The following is a 19620-nucleotide window of genomic DNA, read 5'->3' as shown; positions in this document are numbered from 1 at the left end:
AACACGACACACGACGATTCAAAAATCGGGCGGGAAATACGGGTTCGCAGGGGCCACGTGCCACGCGCCGGCCTGCCCCGCCGATGGCATGGCCACGCACCGCCTCTCGCTTCGGCGCCGAAACGCGGCGATACTACGCCGCTTGCCGTGACAACCCGCCCGATTGCAGGTGACCGAATTGACCGATGCCGACCAACAAGACGCTCCCGTGCGACAGGCGGGCACGCACGGGCCGCCGCTCTGGCTCGCGACCATCCTGACCGCGTTCGGGCTTGCGGCGCTTCTGCTCGCGTGGTTCTCCGGATACGCCACCGCCTACTGCGACACCCTTGGCGGTGCCGTGGTCTGGGTCGTGTTTTTCACGGCGGCTTTCGTTTTTGCCGCCTTCCGGGACAACTGGAACATCTTGCCGGTCGGGCTGGTTGCCTGCATCGCGCTCGCCGTGGTCGTCCGGCGGCTTCCGCGTTTCAAGGTAACGTGGCGTCGATTTTTGATCGTGCTGCCTTGTGTCTATGCCGCGATGATGCTTCTCACGTGGCTGAGGGACGTACACGGCACGTGCCGGATCATCTGACGGCGACGCCGCCCCGAGACATCGCGGCGGCATGACACCGCCCCACTCCGCCGATGAACACGGGCCGCATGCCGGCCGGCGCGCATTCACCGCTCGAACCACGCCGCCGCACGCAGCCGTTCAGTCCTTCCGGTCCGGCAGGATATGCGCGCGAATCGAGCGGCCCCGCCACGAGATGTGATCGATCCGGGCGCGCAGCGAGTAAAGCGCGACCGACGACAGCGTGTTGAACCGGAGCAGTGCGATGGGGGTGCCGATCCCGGCCGGCACGCGCTCGATCGCATCGAACTGCGGGAATCCATGCCGCGCCAGGAACGCGCCGACCTCGTCGTCGCGCGCGTGTTCTTCGACATTGACCAGCAGTAGTTCAGCCATGAGGATTCCTTGCTCGTTCGTCCGTCACCGGATCAGCCGGTGCGTATGGCGCGCGATCATCAGTTCTTCGTCGGTCGGGATCACCCACGCCGATACGCGACTCGATGCCGTCGTGATCAGCGGCCCGCCCGTGCCGTTCGCGTCGACATCGATCTCGACGCCGAGCCACGCCGCACGGCGCAACACCCCCTCGCGAATCGCCGCCGCGTGCTCGCCGATCCCCGCCGTGAACACGACGGCGTCGATTCCCTCCATCGCGGCCGCAAGCGAACCGAGTTCGCGCGCGATGCGGTAGACGTACAGCTCGATGGCGAAGCGTGCGTGCGGGTCGTCGCTCGCGAGCAGGGTGCGCATGTCGCTCGACAGGCCGGACACGCCGAGCAACCCGGAACGCCGATAGAGCAGATCCTCGACGGCGCGCACGTCCATCCGGAGTGCTTCCATCAGGAAGATCACGACACCGGGATCGAGGTTGCCGCAACGCGTGCCCATCGGCAGCCCGTCGAGCGCCGTGAACCCCATCGTGCTCGCGACGCTCTTGCCTCCCACGAGCGCGCACATGCTCGCGCCGTTGCCGAGATGGGCGACGACCGTGCGCCCGCGCGCCGCCGCCGGCGCGACGTCGGGCAGCACGCTCGCGATGTACTCGTACGAGAGCCCGTGGAAACCGTAACGGCGCACGCCCCGGCTGGTGATCGACGCGGGCAGCGCGAACGCCTGGGTCACCGCGGGCTGCGTGCAGTGGAACGCCGTGTCGAAGCAGGCCACCTGCTCGACGCCGGGCCGCATCGTTTCGAGGATACGAATCGGCGTCAGGTTGTGCGGCTGATGCAAAGGCGCGAGCGGGGTGAGTTTCTCCAGCTCGGCCACGATCTCGGGCGTGACGCGCACCGGGCCGCTGAAGCGTTGTCCGCCGTGCACGACGCGATGGCCCACCGCCGCGAGACGGTGCCCTTCCTGATGCGCGCCCAGGAACGCGGCGATCTGCTCGAGCCCTTCCTGATGGCCGAACGTATCGCCGCCGGCCCATTGCCGTTCGTGACGCTCCGCGTGGCGGTCGACGGCGCTGAAGTGCGCCGTGGCCGTGTACAGGCCCTCGACCTGGCCATGCACGATCAGGCCGAGCGTGTCGCCGTGCACGTCGAATGCGGAAAACTTGATGCTCGACGAGCCGGCATTCAACACCAGAATCACGTCTGCCATGGCGTCACCCCACGCGCCGGGCCGCTTCGCGCTGCACGTTCGCGACGAGCATCGCGACCGCGCAGGAAGCCAGCCGGGTGATCAACGAATCGGCACGACTCGTCAGGATGACCGGCACGCGCGCGCCGAGCACGATGCCCGCCGCATCCGCGCCGGCCAGGAACGACAGGCTCTTGGCAAGCATGTTGCCCGCTTCGAGGTTCGGCACCATCAGCACGTTCGCGTGGCCGGCCACCGGCGAATCGATCTGCTTGATGCGCGCGGCTTCGGGATCGATCGCGTTGTCGAGCGCCAGCGGGCCGTCGACGAGCGCGCCGGTGATCTGCCGCCGATCCACCATCTTGCACAGCGCGGCGGCTTCGAGCGTCGACGGCACTTTCGGGTTGACCGTCTCCATGGCCGAGAGGATCGCCACACGAACCTGCGCAAAATCCAGCGCATGCGCGAGATCGATCGCGTTCTGCAGGATGTCGACCTTTTCCTCGAGCGTCGGCGCGATATTGATCGCCGCGTCGGTCACGATCAGCGGGTCGGCGTGCGCGGGCACGTCCATCACGAAGCAATGGCTGATGCGCCGGCCCGTGCGCAACCCGGCATCGTGCCGCACCACTTCGGCCATGAGTTCGTCGGTGTGAAGGCTGCCCTTCATCAACGCGGACGCGCGGCCGTCGCGTACGAGCCGCACCGCCGCCGCTGCCGACGCCTCGCTGTACGGCGCATCGACGATCTCGTGATCGCCGATCGGCAGCTGCAACTCCGCGGCGGTCGCTTCGATACGCGCACGCGGGCCGACCAGGATCGGCTCGATCAGCCCCTTGCGCGCCGCCTCCAGCGCGCCCTCGAGCGAGCTTCGATCGCACGGATGCGCGACGGCCGTCGGCATCGGCGCAAGCGCCTGGCAGTGTTCGATGAGGCGGCGATATTTCTCGTGTCGGGTTTCCATTGCGGTTCCTCGCTGTCCGTCACTGCACGCGTTCGAGTGTCGCCAGCGGCCCCCTGGCCGGCAGCGTGGCAGGCGGCGCGCCCAGTACCGCACGAATGCGTTGCAGCGCCGCCCACTGTTGCTCGCTCACCGACGCGCTTTGCACGCGCGCATCGCCCAGCAGCTTGTCCAGCAGCGTCAGCAGCCGCTGGCGGTCCTCCAGCCGGGCAAGCAGCACCGGCAGCGTGGCGACGGCCTGTTGGGGCGCGTAAGTCGCGATGATCTCCTGCTCGCCATAGATGCGCCGCCACTGGTCGGGCGGCAGGTTCGGCAGGTATTCGGCGTAGGTTTCGGCAAGCTCGCGCTCGGCCGCAAGCTGCGCCAGCGGAAACGGTTCGCCGTTGCGCTCGAGCAGGAACGCCGCCCGCGCAACCGCTTCGGTGTAGCCGCCACGGTCGATCGACGCGAGCGCCGCCTTCACGAACGGCAGGTCGCGGGGGTCCGCCGCCGCCGGCGCAGCCGCGTGGCGGTCGCGATACTGCTCCCCGAAATGAAGCAAGGCCGGCTGGGTGTACAGCGTGAAGAACAGCGACTCGATGCTTGCATCGCGCATCGCGCGGAAACAATCGAGCGACGCGCTGACGATATCCGAGCCACGCCGTTCGAGCTTGCGCCATGGCTCGATGTCGTCGGCCGGCTGGCGGTGGGCCCTGACCGTGTCGGCGGCGGGCTTCAGCCAGCGAAGCCAGGGATTCAGGTCCGAAAACGCCCAGCGCTGGAAGCGCAGCGGATGAAAGTCGCGCAACAGGTGCGCGGTGGTCTCGTTCGATGCCTGCTGCACGTATGGCTGCATGAACAGTTCATACGCGCGCTGCGTGAATTCGGACAGCGCGGCGACGGCCTCGAACGCTTGTTCGTCCTTGCGCCCGAAGCGGTTGAAGTATTGCGCGATCTCTTCCAGACGGTGCTCGGCGAAGGTGACGTCGTACGTGACCTTCCCGTCGGCGCCCTTCACTTCCTCGATCGACATCGCATAAAGGCCGGGCGGCAGCGTTTCGACGGCATCCAGCACGCTGACGATCTGCGCGTGCTCCTTCTTCGCGACCTTGCCGGACACGAAGATGCCGAGATGCCCCACGTCCTCTTCCACCAACCCGATGATGACCTGCCCGCGCGCCTTGATCTCCTCCGTGCTGCCGTAGATGTCCGCGACCCAGTTGAACGCCTGCTGCGGCGGCGTGATGTTGTCGCCCATCGACGCGAACAGGATGATCGGCGAACGGATCTCGCGCAGGTCGAACGCCTTGCCCGATCCGTCTTTCACTTCGCCGGACCAGAGCTTGTTGCCGATGAACAGGTTGCGCGTGATCCATTCGATCTCGTCGCGGTTCATCAGGTAGTAGCCGCCCCACCAGCGCTCGAACTCGAGGAAGCGCGGCGGCTCGGTGTCGATGTGGTCGTACACGTGGTAATACTTGTCCCACAACGTGTTCGCCGGGTTCAGGTTCTCGAAGTTCTGCACGAGATAGGCGCCGTCGAACTTGCCGTTGCCCAGGTCCGACGCAAACGACGCGAGCCACGTGCCGCCGAGTATGCCGCCGGCATAGCGCATCGGATTGTCGCCGGGCCCCTCGCTCCACGCGCCGCTCCAGTACGACATCGGGGCGCCGTTGATGACGATCGGGCCCGTATCGTCCGCCGACGAACTCGCGAGCATCATCGCGGCCCAGCCGCCCTGGCAGTTGCCGACGATGGCCGGCTTGAGGCTGTCCGGATGCAGTTCCCGCACTTTCCGGACGAACGCCTGTTCCGCGGCACACACGTCGAGCAACGTCTGGCCGGGCTCGGGCTCCTGGAAGAACACGACGAAATACACGGGATGCCCCGCGCGCAACGCCACGCCGACTTGCGAATCGTCCTTGAAGCCGCCGATACCGGGGCCGTGCCCCGCGCGCGGATCGATGATCAGGTAGGGCCGCTTGCCGGCGTCGACGATCACGCCATCCGGCGGCTGGATGTGAACGAGCGCGTAATTGACGGGCCGTGCAAACTGCCGGCCGTCGAGCACGACGTCGTAGTCGAAATGCAGCACCGGCTTGAGCCCCTCGGCCATGCGCTCGACATATTGCATGCCGCGCTCGCGCAGCGTGTCCCAGAACAGCAGCGCGCGCTGTGCGGCGTCGACCGCGTAATGCCACGCGCCCAGCCGCGAGAATGGCATGGCAAACGGGTCGGCGCCCGGCGCCTGGCCGGGGCCGTCGCTGCCGTCGAACGCTTCGCCCAACCGTTTCCCGTACTGTTCCAGCGCGTGCTGCGTGCGTTTTTGCAGGACGTGGACAATCTCCGTGGCGATCTCATGACTGCGCGCCAGTTGCGTGGCAGCATCCATAACACTGTTCTCCAGAGGGGCAAGGTGAATCTCGACGCATTCCGGGAGCGGCCGCCTCGCGCCAGGCGTCAGCCGAGCACGTGCATCCCCGCGTCGATGTAGTGAATACCGCCGGTCATCGCGCGTGCGGCATCGCCGGCGAGAAAGGTGCACAACGCACCGACGTCGTCGATGTCGAGCGGACGGCGCAATGGCGCACGCCGGGCTGTGTCGTCAAGCAGATGGTCGAAGTTCGGCAGCCCGGATGCTGCCCGCGTGGCCAGTGCCCCGGGCGACACCGCATGCACGCGAATGCCGGCCGGCCCCAGCTCGACAGCGAGGTATCGGACGGTGGCCTCCAGCGCCGCCTTGACCGGGCCCATCACGCCGTACTCCGCGATGACCTGGTCGGCTCCGATATAGGTCATCGCCATCAGGCTTCCACCGGACGTCATCAACGGCTCGGCCAGTTTCGCCATCCTGATGAACGAGTGGCAGGAGGTATCCATCGCGAGCGCGAACCCTTCCGGCGAACTGTCGACGACGCGCCCGTGCAGATCGGCCCTGGGTGCATAGGCAACGGCATGCAACAGAAAATCGAGGCCGCCCCACTGTTCGCCGATCGTGTCGAACACCTCGCGCATCTGGTCGGCCCGGCTCACGTCGAGCGGCATCGCAATCGCCGGCTTCAGCTGGTCCAGCAACGGTGCGATGTACGGCAACGCCCGGTCGGATTGCCACGTCACCGCCAGCTCGGCACCCGCCGCACGAAATGCGCGCGCACATCCCCACGCGATGCTCTGCTCGTTCGCCAGGCCGACGACGATGCCTCTCCGACCTTCAAGCGGGCGCATGCCGTCGCAAGCCATGCGTGACTCGCGCACGTCGTTATTCGTCATCGCGAAACCTCGGGTCGTATTTTTTCACCGGGCGAAACCGTGAAAAAGCCGATTCGGCTTTTTGCCGCGTGCCAATAAACAGGATGATTTGTCCGCACTCAGGTGCAGTCGCGGATCATTGTATTGAGGGTTTCAATACATCAGTCAATTCACGCGACATATTTTGATTTTTATCAAAATCGCTTTTTAATCAAATAATTACGATGGAATGTTTCTTCCAGAACGGGTTTTGTTCATCGATATGTCATTCAATCGTGAACGGAAGCGCCGTGCTGTTTCTGCCGTAAAACGGCCGCTTAAACAGGTAACGCGGGCAGCAATAACGACGCTACGGTGAATTCAGGAACGTGCACGACGGAAGCAAACGCCGGCCGCATCCGCGCCGGCCCGCGTTCGCCCGTCCTCCCTCGCTTACACGCGCCGCAACGGCCGGAACCCGGCGCGCACTTCACGCGCGAACAACTCCGGCTCCTCCCATGCCGCGAAATGCCCGCCCTTGTCGACTTCGTTGAAGTAGATCAGGTTGTGATAGCTGCGCTCGGCCCAGCTGCGCGGCGCCTGGTAGATCTCGCCCGGAAACACCGTGATCGCGGCCGGCAACGCGATATCCACCGCATTGAAGTTGTTCGAGTGATCCTCCCAGTAGATCTGCGCGGCGGACGTCGCGGTGTTCGTCAGCCAGTAGACAAAGTGGCTGTATCGGTTCATTTACGCGCTCTGAATGCGTTGACTACGCCTACAACGAACAGGGTGAGTCCGGCGACCGCCATTAAAACGGGCACGGCAAAGACCAACGTCAACTGCGTATCGTTTTGAATATGCCACTGGTCGAATGCACCAATGGCCATAAAGACAATGAAGACAGAGAACAGCCCAACCCCGGCGACAATCAGCCCTGCGCCCCACCCCATGAGCTGCTGATGGCGAGAGGGTCTATACGCTACTGGTTCCATAAAAATTCCCCACAACGAAAGCGAACGACGTGTGAATTAGTGGACCGCAACCCGCACCCAATCTAACGCATCTTTCGCGTGCTCAGTGGTTAAAGGTGCCTTTGATTTCTATGCTCTTTTCCGGTTAGAGGCCTTTAAGTCAGGCAAGGCTCGTCCTAGCAACCCCTAATAACTGCTCCATGAAACGATGAGTTAGCGCCCACCGTTCGCCAACGAAGCAGAAGGCGTCTCCGGACGCGGTGTATCCAAGATGAGCCGTCCCTCGACCGACACTGCCGCCTCCGAAGACGATCCCCGCTCTTCGGGCAAAGGGTAGACGTCAACCCATTGGCATATATCAATCTTTATTTGGGGCCGCAAAAGCGAGCCTTGCCTGGCTTAAAGGCGTCTAACCGGAAGAATGTACGGGAATCAAGGCCCTCCTCTACGGCGTCACGTGCCCCGTCGTGACCCACCGGGCAATGCCGAGCTCGCACGCGTTTGTGAGCGCGACACGGTTCACCATCCCGTGATATCAGCCGCCCGTATTGGTCTGGCTCGCGATCAGCTTCGCTCCACAAGCCAGTTCGTCGCCGTCACAAGCCGCCGGCCGACCGTCGAAACGGCCACGACCCGATACCTTCGCGATGGTCGTAGGGCCGTGAATTTCGCAAATCGCCGGATCGTGCAAACGCGCGATCGCTCGCCCCTTGATACGAGAATGGGGCGCGCCCGACAGGACTCGCCCCCCATGACTATGGGTATCGCCCTCAAGGACGTAGGGTTTTTCGCTCACGACCGACTCCTAAAAATCCCAGCCGAACGTCTGTGGGTTCGCCTTCCGAGCCGCTTCGTCCGGGGGCGTCAGCATCACGATCGTTCCGTGCAGCGGGTCGCGCAGGTTCACCAATGCGCTCGTCTTGCCGTCGCCGTAATCCAACATCAGTGCGAGCGCGAGTTGGACCCAGGTCGAGCTCATTCCCGTGTCACCCCCAATTCGTCGTTGCATGTCGAACGCATCTTTGGAGTCGTCCAGATCGATGTGCTGCGGATTGTCGTGCAGCGACTGCACCAGCAATGCCAACTGGCTGTTCGACGCCCCCGTGTCGTAGAACATGCGGGATGGGTGGATGCCTGTCGGAAGCGTGTCCATAGCCTGCTGCCAGCCCGCGCGTAGTTTCTCGATTTTTTCGCCCTTCTTCAGCGATTCGCCGTGGCCGTCACTCAGATCCACGCGTACCGGTCGATGCAGATATGCCAGAACCGGCCAGGCGTCGTACTCCTTCAATTGCCAGGTCGTCCATGGCACCGGCACCCATGGATTAGGCTTGAAACCTTCCGGCACTTTCAGCGGCGTTGTTTTCCAGAATTCCGGCAGCTTCGATTGCCAGTAGTCCCAAGGCATCTCTTTGTGGGTTGCGTCGCCTGCTGCGTCGCCTGCTGCCCAATAAGCTTTCTGTTCGGCCCAAAAGAAATTCCACAGCTTGATCACGTCGTACTGGGTCTTCGTATTGTCGATCGCTTCCGGCACATCGGCCGTGTACGGTCGGATCAGTCGGTCGACGCGATCTTTGCGTGTTACGAGCACGGCCACAAAACTGTCCGGTCTTGTTGGCACAAAATTGCCGTTCTTATTCTGTTGTGTCAGGTCTTCGCCCGGTGTACTCAAATATGAACGAGTATTCAACCCGTCCTCGATTAGGAGCACGACTGCCGGTAGGTCTGGATGCTGATCGAAGAAGTCGAATACACGTGACACTATTTCGTCGCCGCGTTCGGTGTGGATCTCATCGAGACGAATGTACAGGGTGTTGCCAATGCCGGCACCGTTATCGGCGCTGCTAATATGGGTTGCCATGCGACCGGCATCGGAGTCGTGCTCATCTCTCGGAGGCCCTGCAACGATGACTGGGATCGGCCAGTAATCCGTCCAGTTGCGCAGTGTGTAGCCGAACACATTGTTTTCGCGTTGTTCCTCTGCGGACATCCGCGCCATCGCTTCCCACGGGTAGTCTTTCGGATCCTGCAGGAGCAGTTTGCCGTTCACGCCCGCCTCATCGAGCCGCATTAGCAGCGCGCGCTGACGGAAGCGGTCGACCGTGACGCCAAAGCGGCGGATCTCCAGCGTGAAGCGCGGATCGCGAGCGGCGGCGACAGGCACCGCATCGTCATGTGTGGCAACTGCTTGCACCGCCGTCGGATCAATGGAGCGTGGCGCATTTTGGCGTGCCCATACACTGTAACCGGAATACGCGATGCCGCCGATGAGAGCGATCGGAAGCAGCCAGAGCAGCACGCGTTGAGTCATTGGTGTGGTTCCCCAGGGTAGAGTGCCGCTCACAGTGAGCAGCTTCAATACGGCGGTCCAGAGCAAGGCCAGGACCATGATCAGAGCCCCGAACAGGGGTCGTTTCGATGCGCGGGTAGAAGATGTGATTGTCATCGCGAATCAGAATTTGTTCCAGAGATCCTTGACGCCCTGCTTGGCACTGTCGAGCGCCCCGTCCAACCCCTGCTTCGCGGCATCGGCTTGCTTGCCAAGGTATTCCTGGCCGCGAGCTATACCCTGCTGAACCTGGGTTTTAACCTGATCTGCCTGTGCCTTCAAGCGCTGGTTGCGCTCTTCGATGCGCTTGCGATCCTGTTCGGCTTCCTGCTTCTTCTTAAAGTCCTGCTGTTGCTGGTAGATCTCGCTTACCACCTGTGGCGGGGGGCTCTTGGGCACCAGATGCACGTCCGGAAACGTACCGTCGTTGTAGTATTTGCAGTTCGCTTCGACGATTTCACGGGTAACGGCATCGAGCTCGTAATATTTTGGTTTTCCTGATGCCCGCTGCACCTTATCCAAGGATATCCGCCAATCCGCGATGGCGCGCAGCAGTTTTGCCCATGCCGGGTCATCGACGGCGCGCCCCTGGCCGATGGCGACATCGAAGGCGGTGGCACAGCGGTGGTTGCGCCGCCCGCTCATGACAGCCGAGTGATACGAGTCGGGGGAGCGCTGGGTGTTCATGATGCGCACCTTGGCCTCGTTGGGGGTTTCCTCTCGGATGATCTGCAACTTGCCAGGCTGGAGCGGAAAGGGGGCTGTGACCTGGAGCACGCGGCATCGATCATTGGGATCGGTCTTGTTGTCATTCAGTCGGGCTTCGACCGTGCTTCGATCGGGGATCTGGCTACCAATACCGAAACCGGGCCAGTCGATGGTTTGCATCGGTAGCTTCTGCAGGGTGCCGGGGCCGCCATTGGTGCTCAACACTATCTCGGCTTCGAGCTGGTCGAGGGCCTGCTGACCCGGTTCAAACTCGTTTGCACTGCCATCGAGCGCGGTGCGCTGGGTACCGTCAATCACATTGGCTTGCATGTCCGGTGGAAACGGCGGAGGTAACGCTTCGCCATTGATAGTACGCACAGTGCCTTCCGGGATGTCGGCGCGCTTCAATTTTTCCTTCCACCCGCTGGTTCCATGGGCGCTTTCCCCTTTCTCGCGTAAGGTGAAAGGGCCAGGGGCATCACCAACGAGTACTGGTTGGCCGTTGCGCAAGCGGCGCGTGAACACGCGTTGGCGGAAACTATCGGACAGGAGCCGGATGGTTTCGGGTTTTGCACCGTCGCGCGAGGCCGTGACGCTGCGCGAATCTGGCAGGCCGGACGCTCCCATGCCGTTGATGCCGTTCATGGCGACGGTGGAATCTTCCGGGCAGAAGTACAGATAGACCTTGCCGCGATTGTCACGTTCGGCGAAGGCCAAGATCTCTTTACTGTCATCTTTGGGGCCGGTCAAGCGCGTCGCATGCTGGGGACCCCATTTAGGGCCGGTGATACCGAAGTTGTCGCGCACGACTTTGCCCTGCCCGTCAGTGGCTGAGAGCTGATCGAGTGCTGGCGCGCTGTGCTTCGCTTGTGCGACCAACTGCGTGAGATTTGCGAGGGTTTTGGTGCGCGCGTAAGTTGTTTGCTGTTCGTCACCGGTCTGGCCCAAGCGCTCCGCCAATTCCTGTTCGAGGGTGAAGGGTGAGTCGATCAAGATCAGTGTATCGGCGGGGCGATCGCCGACACTGCAAGCGTCCGGATTGAGGCCATTGATCAAGAAGGCCTGAGCGAGTAACGAGATCAGGGTGCCCTGACTGTGGGCAATGATATTCACGGTCTCGTCAGGGTTGATGATGCGAATCTGCCGGATGAGTGCAGCCAGCCGGACCGCAGCCAACACCATGTAATGGCGGCTCGGGGCTTCGAGCAATGGATGGGTGGGATCGCCCGAGGCATAGTTGAGCGTGGCGGTAAGTTTTCCACCCTTGAAATGCGTGGCGAACATGCCCGGAATGTCGGTCGTGGCGTTGGCGAAGAAACCGCCACCCTTGGCACGGTGTGCGTCTAGGCGGTTACCGAACTTGTCCACATACTGGCCGTTAACGGTCTGCTTGTTGGGGTCCTTCGGCAGATCGTCCTTATTGGCGCGGACGCCCCAATAGAAGGGGATAAGTGGGCTACGCGTGTTGCGGGATTCCTGACGCCGATATAGCACATCGTCGAGGTTTTTCATGAGGTCGGCGGCGGTGACGGCTTTTTTGCTCGGATCATCATGGGCCATGCGCCCGTGCACATACTCGGCCCCCTGGAGATCGGGTCGCCCGAGCCGATCCTTAAGGCCTTCGCAGAGACCGCCCTCGACGGTAGCAAAGTCGGTCCCGAGATCGTTCACGCCGTGAATGAGAATCGTCGTGCACGGGAACCGATGCTCGACGTCGACAGGAGTAGGCGCGTCTTTCGGAAGATTGGATTGCGTGACGGCCTTCTTCTCGCCGACCACCCTCGGGGGATTTTGAGGACTCGCCATGATTTATCCTTGTGCGTCGAAAACCTGAACGTGGGCGATGTGCATCACGTCGCTTTCGGCGAGATCCGTCAACCCTTCGTGATCGGAAACACCTTGAATGACCTGGCCGTTATTCAGCGTGATCTTGTAAGGCCGATTCGGCACCGAGTGCGGAACCTCGCTCGTATCGGTACCCGGGTATCGCAGCCGGAACTTCTGGCTCGTCGGCGCCTGATTGAACCCAGGCTGCGCGACGTGATCGGTATCAGGGCCAACGAAATCGTGTCCGGCCGTATGCGCGGTAAACGCGCTATTCGAGCCAACCTGGACACCTCCACCGATCTTCACGTAGCTGCCGTCTTCCGCGACCAGCCGCAGCGTCTTGCCGCTGATCACGACCTCCCCGTCAACCGCCGTGATCTGCACGCCCTTTTGGGCGATTGCCGACATCACATCCTTCTGCGCCTGCAGCGTCAGAGGCCCCTCGCCAGCGATTGCGCTCACGCCTTCGCCGCGTCCGAACACCTGCACGCCCTGTCCACCCATTGCGTTCAGCCGTTGCCCGCTCACGAGCTGCATGTGCTGCTGCGCGATTTGGTCAACGTTCTCGCCGGCATAGGTCACATGGGTTTTCGGCGTCACGTTCACCGATCCCCCCGGCGCTCCGAATGCCATCAAAGCGGGTGTGCTGGTCGACGAACTGGCGCCGTTGTTGGATGTGCTATCGCCTGCAATCCAATCCTTGAAAGCCGTTGCCACTGCTTGCTGTCCCGCAACGTCGGTGGCCTGCCCGCCGTGCTGACCGGCGTAGTCCCCGAGCGATTTGAAGAGTTGAGCGCATTCGCCGAGGAGTTCGATCAATTCGTCACGATCAAGCTGATCGCCGCTGGCGCGAGTACGGGCATAGGCAGTGAGCAGTATGCCCCGAGCGGCCCGCACCGCGGCCGCCGCGTCGGTGCGCAGCTCAGCGCCCTCGCCGCGCGCCTGTCCGGTGCCGTTCTCACGTGGATGCGTCAGATCCCCGAGGTTCAACTGCGTATGCGCGTGCTCGCTCGCCAGCTGTGCGCTGATTTCATTTGGCGTGTCGTCGAGCCGCAACTGGTTGTAGCGCTGCCCCTTGATTTCCTTCGTCTTGATACCCGACACGTATCGGTTGCCAGGCAGCGAACCGGTGTGCGTAAACGCCGCCGGCGGGTTCGCCCCATTGCCGAGGACAGCGATGATCACCAACCGGTCGGGATCGCCCCCAATCGCCCCGAGCAGGACCTCCATGCCGATGCGTGGCAGAAACGACGCACCGAACTGCGTGCCCGCGAGGCTCGACGCCACCCGGATCGGCGCGCTGTCGCCGGCGTTATCGTTCGTGCCGGCCCCTTGTGCATGGGAGTGATCGGCAGGATCCAGTCCTTGGATCCGCACGTAGACCCGCCCGAGCTCGTCGGTCACAACCTCATCACCGTCGCGCGTAACGATGACCCCGGTCAGCAAATGAACGGGTGGCAGGTCAATCCTGGGATCGTATGCCGGCGTGATCGGGACGCCGCGGCGCACGCACGTGAAAGTGTTTTCGTAGCGCGTATCCGATTCAGCGGACGACGGGGCCAGTTGGGCCGGCGAAGGCGATACGAGGTTCTTGCTCGCTGCAAAGAGCTGCTGCACGCGTTCGGTCAACCCCTTCGGGAGGTTGTTCGAGACGTCGTGGCGAATCGACGTGACGACGAACTGCCGCTTGTCGGCCGACTGCATGTCCAGGTCGGGGTCACCCGTCAGCGTGATCCAGGTGCCGACGGCGAGATCGCGGATCCCGCTTGCGCCGTCGTACTGTTCAGCTTCGAATTGGTGCGCCAGCATACGCGAGCGCGTAAGGCGATCGTGGTCGTCCCACGAGTCGCCCGCATGCGGGACATCGATCGCGACGTCGGTCAGGAGCTTTGCCAGATCGTTACCGGCATCGCCCTGGTCGACTTCGCCCGCCACGGTCGACTCGTCAATACGCGCCTTCTTGTAGTCCCATGATGGTCGACTCGCTGCGCCCGGCACCAGGCGCGCGTGCAGCGCGAACAGTGTGACCGTATCGCGCTCTTCGGTACCGGCGTCGCGTGGGTGTAGACGCACCGTTCCCGCTGGTCCTTCCTGCAACGAATCGGGATTGTCGCAACAGACCAAGGTGTGCACGGGGGTGTCGTCTTCGGAGGTGGATCCGCCCTTGGCGGGCCCTGCCTTGACGAAGATCGAAATCCCTTCGCGACGCAACAAGCGCCGCACAAACGCTGCGTCCGACTCGTTCACCTGGCGCGTCAATTCTCGAGCAGGATAGCGATCGCGATTCAGGAATGACAGGTCGAATTCGAAGGCGCGCGCGAGCGCCGGACTACGCTGCCGCCATTCGTTGAACATCACCGTGAGCACGTCAACGACGCTCTGTTTGCGGAAGACGCGCGAGTTCGTCCGTTTGTCCATCAGGGACAAAGCATCACAAATCGTCAGCTGGTAAACGCACAGCTCGCCATCGCTTTGTCCGATTTGTACGTTCTGAACGATCGCGTTGATCGTCTGCAGCTGGCCACGGTCGGTTACCAGTCGCAATGAAACAGGCACGCCGATAAACAACTTGGGTGGTAGGTCGTGTCGTGTCGATACGCACGTGAGATGGCCGTGGATGCCGGTCATCAGCCCTTCGTGAACGTTTGCGTGCTGAAGCGCAAGCAAGCGCCCCAACGTCCCTTGCAGCCGCCCGAAATTCAAAGCGACCGGACGTCGGTTCCAGTCGACGGCCCCCGACGCGAAGCTACTAAGTGTGTCGCTGATGCTCACTTCGGCCCTCTCAGTTTTATGTTTATATCCGGCAAGCCACAAGGTGGCCCACCGTCAATTTTTTGTCAGACGGTCTCGACTCGCGGCACGAAGTGCCAGCACCCGGCTTCCGGGTTGTACAGCGCCAACTGCTCGGCATCGCCGGGAGGTACAACGATCACATCCTCAGCGTCGAGCGCCCCGACCGACCGCCGGAGCGACGCCTCTTAACGGCCGGCGACGCCAACCACCGTCGAGCGATCTGCAATGTCTCTTGCCATGCAAAAAAGGTCTGCGGACTGGTACAGTCGATCGAGCGTCAACCACGTCGTTGCTTCAATTGCTACCGCCGTTTGGTGCTGACGCCATCGTGCAGCCTGGTCTCGAGCAACCCTGAAGAGATGGCCATCGTGATGCACGACGAACCGGTTCTCGTGGGCAAGCCACGCGAGACGCACTGTGAGCGGCCGCTGTCGATACCTTCCTGAACAGAGGACGCGGCACGGTAGGTGACTCGACAGCAAGACGCCTTCAACTGCCTTTGCATCGTGTCGCAACAGGAACACCATCTCCAATAGCGCATCGAATGGCGGCGGGAAACAGCGAACCGCTGGACCGAAATCCGACCGATCGCCCAATACCGACAAGACATCCATCGGTGCGGGCGTCGTCAGGACATAAACCGCGTGCTCGTAATCCAGCATCCTCATGGTGCCGAACGGAAGTTTCCCGGCGCTTTCCAAGACGTTCAAGGTTCGGCTATTAGACCATATGCCGATTTAGCAAAGCCATTCTAGACGGACTGCGTGACTCAGATCGTCAAGCTTTGTTACGGTGCCCTCGTGGCCGACTCAAGAACGCAAAGCTTACAATTTCATTTGATTCTTGCGAGAAATTCGGGGGGGCGAGCCATTGCGGTCGATAAATTGTTGCGGATCGCGCAAATAATGAATTTATTGAATATATTAATTTAATATATGGATATCGTCGGGAATTAAGGCACGCGCGAACAAGGACGTACCGATAGGTCGACTGCGTCGCCTCGACCGCTCTCTGCTCTTCGAGATCACGACGGGTGGAGTGGTCTAATGAATCCGGACACTGATTTAGGCGAGAATGGTCGCCATGAAGAAGTGTCTGATGAGCAAGCAACAGTGTACGTTTTCCCCGGAGTTCAAACAGCAAGCCGCCTGTCTGGTGCTCGACCAGGGCTATAGCCATATGGAAGCAAGCCACTCGGTCGACGTCGGCGAGACGGTGCTGCCCCGCTGGGTGCGGCAACTTAAGATGGAGCGCCAGGGCGTCACGCCGCAGGGCAAGGCAATTACGCCGAATCAACAGCGCATTCAGGAACTCGAAGCGCGTATCGAACGCCTCGTGCGTGAGGAGACCATTTTAAAGAAGGCCACCGCACTATTGATGTCGGAAGGCATCGAACGTACGAAGTAATTGATCGGATTGGCGCAAGCGAATCGGTCGAGCTGATCTGCGCGGTATTCGACGTGTCGCGCGGTCCTGCCTGTATGCACACCGAGGGCGAGGCCGCCGCGTTGATGCCGATCTGGTCGTGCAGGCGTTGGAGATGGCCTATGCGCAACGTGGTCGACCGCAAGGCTTGCCGTTTCACCCGGTTGAATCTGCCCAATATGCAAGCCGCAAATTCCGTCAGCGCCTCTGGCGCTATCGGATACAGCAAAGCATGCGCCATCGAGGAAATAGTGTGGATAACTCCCCGATGGAAAGGTTGTTCGGCAGCTTCAAGACGGAATGGCTACCGTCAGTGGGGTATATGTCGGCGCAGGAAGCACACCGGGATATTTGCCACCACCCGATGCACCGGTACAACTGGATACGACCGCATCAGTTCAATGACGGACTGGCACCGGCCGTTGCGGAAGAAAAACTTAACCCAGTGTCCGGGATTAGTTGACGACTACAGTATCCCGGATTTGTCTGGTTTGTACGCGTTTGTAGCGACTGCGCGGCGAGCGGCCCGGCCGCTGCGGCCGCTCGCCCGCGCGACGTTCACAGCGCCTTGACGATCGCGCCGTCGACGCGAATGTTCTGCCCGGTGATGTAACCCGCGCCGTCGGACAGCAGGAACGCGACCGTCTTCGCGATCTCGCCGGTCTTGCCGAAGCGGCCGGCCGGGATGCGTGCGACGATCTCCGGCGTTTCCGGCCAGCTGTCGATGAAGCCCGGCAGCACCGCGTTCATCCGGATGTGCTCGGCCGCGTAACGTTCCGCGTAAAGACGCGTCCATGCGCTCAGCGCCGCGCGCAGTGCCGACGAAACGGGCATCGGCTGCTCGGGCGCGTCCGCCGCGAAGCTCGAGATGTTCACCACCGCGCCGCCGCCCTGCTTCTGGAAGACCGGCGTCACACGGCGCATCACGCGCACCACGTTCAGCAGGATCAGGTCGAGCCCGGCATGCCAGTTGTCGTCGGTGATCGCCAGCAGCTCGCCCTTCGGCGGATGCCCGGTGTTGTTCACGACCGCATCGATGCGGCCGTAGCGCGCGAGCGTTTCCTGCACGAGCCGGTCGATGTCGGCTTCTTCCGTCACCGAACCCTGGATGCCGAATCCGCCCAGTTCCTCGCCGAGCGCCACCGCGCTGCCCGACGGCGACATCAGCGCGACGCGATAACCCGTCGCCGCCAGTTCGCGCGCGATCGCCGCGCCCATGCCCTTGCCCGCCGCCGTGATCAACGCCACTTTTTCTACAGTCACGATCTGCTCCTCGTTCGAATCCTGCCGCCGCGCAACCGCCGTTCGGTGCGCCATGGTGGTAATGTAGGTGCATCGATAACGACTGTCGAACCAGTATTTCTGCCTCCAGCCGATAGTTTTTCTACAGCCTGACGATGCCGCCTCGCCCCTCCCGCCTGCCGCCGCTGAATGCGCTCCGCGCGTTCGAAGTGTCCGCGCGGCACCTCAATTTCCGCGCCGCCGCCGACGAGATCGGCGTCACGCAGGGCGCCGTCGCGCAGCAGGTTCGCCACCTCGAGGACGTGCTCGGCCTGAAGCTGTTCGAACGCCTGCCGCGCGGCCTCGCGCTGACGCACGACGGCGCCGCGTATTTCTCCGACGTGCAGCGCGCGCTGCACGCGATCGTCGACGCAACCGACAAGCTCGTGAAGCGGCGCGCCGCGCTGACCATCAGCACGACGCCGTCGTTCGCGTCGAAGTGGCTGATTCCGCGGCTCGCGCAGTTCACCGACGCACACCCCGACTACGACGTGCGCGTGATCGCCGACCCGCAGATCGCGACGTTCCGCCATGACGGCGTCGATCTCGCGATCCGTTACGGCAAGCCGCCGTTCGGCAAGCATCTCGCCACGCATGCGCTGTTCCCGCTCGACGTGTGTGCCGTGTGCAGCCCCGCGCTGCTGGCCGCGCCGGCGTCGCCGCGCGCGCTTGCAAGCCACGTGCTGCTGCACGACGCGCACGACCTGTGGCCCGAGTTCCTCGCCGCGATGCCGGAGCCCGTCGACCTCGATCCGCACAAGGGGCTGCGCTTCAACCAGACGTCGCTCGCGATCGATGCGGCCGTCGCCGGCCAGGGCATCGCGCTCGCCACCGATCCGCTCGTCGAGCGCGACATCGCCGCCGGCCGGCTGTGCAAGCCGTTCGATTTCGCGTTTCCGCTGTCGATGGGGTTTTATCTCGTGTATCCGGCCGAGCGGCGCGATGACGACGCCATCGTCGTGATGCGCGAATGGATGACCGCGCAGGCGGCATCGGACGGGCGGCCGCCCGATTCACCCGATTCGGCGGGCAGCCGCGGCGCGAGAAAGCGCGCTTAGGGCGATATGCCGCGAGGAGACACTCGATGGGATGGGAAGAACGATACGGCGGCATCTGGAAGGGCGTGCTGATGCCCGGCGAGCAACCCGTTGCCGAAACGCACCTCGCCGATCGGCATCTGGTCACGCTGATTGCGCAACGGCCCGATGGCCTGTATCGGGCCGTCGTCCTGGGGCATCACCCCGATCCGCAGTGGCGTCTGCCGTTCTGGGGAGAAGTCAGCGCGCCCGCGATCGTCGGGTCGATCGACGACGGCGAGCAGTACCTCGCCGCGGCATTGGCCCGTCACGTCGAAATCAGCAAATGAGCAGTCCGGCTCAGGGCGCGATCCACCGCCCTTCGTAGCCGCCTTCGTGCAGGTCGAACACCGCGCGGCGATGGCCGGCTCGCGCGAGTTCGAGCCAGTCGATGCGCGTCACGCTCACGTGAAGCAGGCAGAAGTTCTCGCAACCGTCGTCGTCGGGATTGGCGCGCGGGCTCGCCGACACATGCGCGGCTTCAGGCGACTCGACCGGCGTGCCCGGCGGCAATGGAGCGCGATACAGCAGCAGCGTATGCGGGCGGCTCGATTGCCAGATCGAGCGGCGTTGCGCTTGGTCGTCGCAGACCGATGCAACGCCCTCCACGCGAATCTGCACGAGCGCATCGAGATCGCTGGCGACGAGCGCGATGCGCGGATCGCGGCGCAGCTCCGCGACCTTCTCCGAACGCGCATCGGTATGAAACGACAGCACACGATCGGCACGACTCGCCTGACGCAACACGATCGTGCGTACCTTCGGCGCGCCGTCGATACCGAGCGTCGCGGCCTGCAGCATCGTGAACGGCGAACGCTGCGCGCTCACGCCGGATGCGAGGCAGGACCAGAGGCGCTCGTATGTGTGCGCGAGCGATTCGGAAGTTGAGTCGGACATGGCGAAGCGGCGAT

15 protein-coding genes and 2 pseudogenes are annotated in these 19620 nt (G+C 62.9%); 4 read left to right on the top strand and 13 right to left on the bottom strand.

Annotation, left to right across the window (positions count from 1 at the left end):
- Positions 1–169 precede the first annotated feature (169 nt).
- Positions 170–574: a hypothetical protein gene (locus AB3K92_RS10340; RefSeq protein WP_219705791.1), complete on the top strand. Its 405-nt coding sequence runs from the start codon at positions 170–172 to the stop codon at positions 572–574.
- A gap of 120 nt (positions 575–694) precedes the next feature.
- On the opposite strand, the gene AB3K92_RS10335 is transcribed toward AB3K92_RS10340, so the two are convergent.
- The 11 genes and pseudogenes from AB3K92_RS10335 to AB3K92_RS10285 form a co-directional block, all read right to left on the bottom strand.
- Positions 695–949, bottom strand: a complete 255-nt coding sequence (locus AB3K92_RS10335) for a hypothetical protein (RefSeq protein WP_021156724.1) — start codon at positions 947–949, stop codon at positions 695–697.
- Between the two features lie 24 nt (positions 950–973).
- Positions 974–2152, bottom strand: coding sequence for an acetate/propionate family kinase (locus AB3K92_RS10330; protein ID WP_059494479.1), 1179 nt, complete (start codon positions 2150–2152; stop codon positions 974–976).
- Positions 2153–2156: 4 nt separating this feature from the next.
- Positions 2157–3095: a phosphate acetyltransferase gene (locus AB3K92_RS10325; RefSeq protein ID WP_059494477.1), complete on the bottom strand. Its 939-nt coding sequence runs from the start codon at positions 3093–3095 to the stop codon at positions 2157–2159.
- 19 nt (positions 3096–3114) lie between these two features.
- Positions 3115–5463, bottom strand: coding sequence for a DUF3141 domain-containing protein (locus AB3K92_RS10320; protein ID WP_369464963.1), 2349 nt, complete (start codon positions 5461–5463; stop codon positions 3115–3117).
- Positions 5464–5531: 68 nt separating this feature from the next.
- Positions 5532–6311: an enoyl-ACP reductase FabI gene (gene fabI / locus AB3K92_RS10315; RefSeq protein ID WP_369465775.1), complete on the bottom strand. Its 780-nt coding sequence runs from the start codon at positions 6309–6311 to the stop codon at positions 5532–5534.
- A 441-nt stretch (positions 6312–6752) separates the two neighbouring features.
- Positions 6753–7028 (bottom strand): annotated as a pseudogene (locus AB3K92_RS10310) (epoxide hydrolase); the annotation flags it as partial.
- Positions 7029–7045: 17 nt separating this feature from the next.
- Positions 7046–7294, bottom strand: a complete 249-nt coding sequence (locus tag AB3K92_RS10305; protein WP_369464962.1) for a hypothetical protein — start codon at positions 7292–7294, stop codon at positions 7046–7048.
- Between the two features lie 514 nt (positions 7295–7808).
- Positions 7809–8069, bottom strand: coding sequence for a PAAR domain-containing protein (locus AB3K92_RS10300; protein WP_369464961.1), 261 nt, complete (start codon positions 8067–8069; stop codon positions 7809–7811).
- Between the two features lie 9 nt (positions 8070–8078).
- Positions 8079–9629 (bottom strand): DUF2875 family protein, encoded by a 1551-nt coding sequence (locus tag AB3K92_RS10295; protein ID WP_369464960.1) that lies wholly within the window; start codon positions 9627–9629, stop codon positions 8079–8081.
- Between the two features lie 93 nt (positions 9630–9722).
- Positions 9723–12113, bottom strand: a complete 2391-nt coding sequence (locus AB3K92_RS10290; RefSeq protein WP_369464959.1) for a DUF3274 domain-containing protein — start codon at positions 12111–12113, stop codon at positions 9723–9725.
- Positions 12114–12116: 3 nt separating this feature from the next.
- Positions 12117–14906 (bottom strand): type VI secretion system Vgr family protein, encoded by a 2790-nt coding sequence (locus AB3K92_RS10285; RefSeq protein WP_369464958.1) that lies wholly within the window; start codon positions 14904–14906, stop codon positions 12117–12119.
- Between the two features lie 1119 nt (positions 14907–16025).
- On the opposite strand from AB3K92_RS10285, the pseudogene AB3K92_RS10280 reads away from it, so the two are divergent.
- A pseudogene (locus AB3K92_RS10280) lies at positions 16026–16815 on the top strand (transposase).
- Positions 16816–16910: 95 nt separating this feature from the next.
- Here the strand turns inward: AB3K92_RS10280 and AB3K92_RS10275 are convergent.
- Positions 16911–17615, bottom strand: coding sequence for an SDR family oxidoreductase (locus AB3K92_RS10275; RefSeq protein ID WP_027790713.1), 705 nt, complete (start codon positions 17613–17615; stop codon positions 16911–16913).
- Between the two features lie 134 nt (positions 17616–17749).
- Here AB3K92_RS10275 and gcvA point away from each other — a divergent pair, with 134 nt between their 5' ends.
- Positions 17750–18691 (top strand): transcriptional regulator GcvA, encoded by a 942-nt coding sequence (gene gcvA / locus AB3K92_RS10270; RefSeq protein WP_369464957.1) that lies wholly within the window; start codon positions 17750–17752, stop codon positions 18689–18691.
- A 26-nt stretch (positions 18692–18717) separates the two neighbouring features.
- Positions 18718–18999 (top strand): hypothetical protein, encoded by a 282-nt coding sequence (locus AB3K92_RS10265; protein WP_369464956.1) that lies wholly within the window; start codon positions 18718–18720, stop codon positions 18997–18999.
- A 10-nt stretch (positions 19000–19009) separates the two neighbouring features.
- Here AB3K92_RS10265 and AB3K92_RS10260 read toward each other — a convergent pair whose 3' ends face one another.
- Positions 19010–19606, bottom strand: a complete 597-nt coding sequence (locus tag AB3K92_RS10260) for a pyridoxamine 5'-phosphate oxidase family protein (RefSeq protein WP_369464955.1) — start codon at positions 19604–19606, stop codon at positions 19010–19012.
- Positions 19607–19620: the final 14 nt, after the last annotated feature.

Source organism: Burkholderia sp. Bmkn7 (assembly GCF_041103175.1).
GTDB lineage: Bacteria > Pseudomonadota > Gammaproteobacteria > Burkholderiales > Burkholderiaceae > Burkholderia > Burkholderia cepacia.
This window is presented reverse-complemented; position numbering and strand designations above follow the sequence as displayed.